This window comes from Streptomyces sp. NPDC048416, assembly GCF_043200435.1.
Lineage (GTDB): Bacteria > Actinomycetota > Actinomycetes > Streptomycetales > Streptomycetaceae > Streptomyces.
This window is the reverse complement of the sequence record NZ_JBICXU010000072.1, coordinates 1-1,601: the sequence shown is the minus strand read 5'-3', so window position 1 is coordinate 1,601 and position 1,601 is coordinate 1. Positions and strand designations below refer to the sequence as shown.

At 56.2% G+C, this 1,601-nt stretch carries 2 rRNA genes; both read right to left on the bottom strand.

Annotation, left to right across the window (positions count from 1 at the left end):
- Positions 1-2: 2 nt before the first annotated feature.
- Positions 3-119 (bottom strand): 5S ribosomal RNA (gene rrf / locus ACGFW5_RS35270).
- Between the two features lie 90 nt (positions 120-209).
- Positions 210-1,601: ribosomal RNA gene (locus ACGFW5_RS35265) — 23S ribosomal RNA — on the bottom strand; the annotation flags it as partial.

Below are 1,601 nucleotides of genomic sequence, written 5' to 3'. Positions count from 1 at the left end.
TTGTTCGGCGGCGTCCTACTCTCCCACAGGGTCCCCCCTGCAGTACCATCGGCGCTGAAAGGCTTAGCTTCCGGGTTCGGAATGTAACCGGGCGTTTCCCTAACGCTATGACCACCGAAACACTATGAAGTTGAACTCGACCGGCACACACCTGAAAAGGCATGCGGGAGTTCATTGCTTCAGAACAAACACAGTGGACGCGAGCAACTGAGGACAAGCCCTCGGCCTATTAGTACCAGTCAGCTCCACCCGTTACCGGGCTTCCACATCTGGCCTATCAACCCAGTCGTCTACTGGGAGCCTTACCCTCTCAAGGAGGTGGGAACACTCATCTCGAAGCAGGCTTCCCGCTTAGATGCTTTCAGCGGTTATCCTTTCCGAACGTAGCCAACCAGCCATGCCCTTGGCAGGACAACTGGCACACCAGAGGTTCGTCCGTCCCGGTCCTCTCGTACTAGGGACAGCCCTTCTCAATGTTCCTGCGCGCGCAGCGGATAGGGACCGAACTGTCTCACGACGTTCTAAACCCAGCTCGCGTACCGCTTTAATGGGCGAACAGCCCAACCCTTGGGACCGACTCCAGCCCCAGGATGCGACGAGCCGACATCGAGGTGCCAAACCATCCCGTCGATATGGACTCTTGGGGAAGATCAGCCTGTTATCCCCGGGGTACCTTTTATCCGTTGAGCGACGGCGCTTCCACAAGCCACCGCCGGATCACTAGTCCCGACTTTCGTCCCTGCTCGACCCGTCGGTCTCACAGTCAAGCTCCCTTGTGCACTTACACTCAACACCTGATTGCCAACCAGGCTGAGGGAACCTTTGGGCGCCTCCGTTACTCTTTAGGAGGCAACCGCCCCAGTTAAACTACCCATCAGACACTGTCCCTGATCCGGATCACGGACCGAGGTTAGACATCCAGCACGACCAGAGTGGTATTTCAACGACGACTCCACAACCACTGGCGTGGCCGCTTCACAGTCTCCCACCTATCCTACACAAGCCGAACCGAACACCAATATCAAACTGTAGTAAAGGTCCCGGGGTCTTTCCGTCCTGCTGCGCGAAACGAGCATCTTTACTCGTAGTGCAATTTCACCGGGCCTATGGTTGAGACAGTCGAGAAGTCGTTACGCCATTCGTGCAGGTCGGAACTTACCCGACAAGGAATTTCGCTACCTTAGGATGGTTATAGTTACCACCGCCGTTTACTGGCGCTTAAGTTCTCAGCTTCGCCACACCGAAATGTGACTAACCGGTCCCCTTAACGTTCCAGCACCGGGCAGGCGTCAGTCCGTATACATCGCCTTACGGCTTCGCACGGACCTGTGTTTTTAGTAAACAGTCGCTTCTCGCTGGTCTCTGCGGCCACCCCCAGCTCAGAGTGCAAGACTCATCACCGGTGATGGCCCCCCTTCTCCCGAAGTTACGGGGGCATTTTGCCGAGTTCCTTAACCATAGTTCACCCGAACGCCTCGGTATTCTCTACCTGACCACCTGAGTCGGTTTAGGGTACGGGCCGCCATGAAACTCGCTAGAGGCTTTTCTCGACAGCATAGGATCATCCACTTCACCACAATCGGCTCGGCATCAGGTCTCAG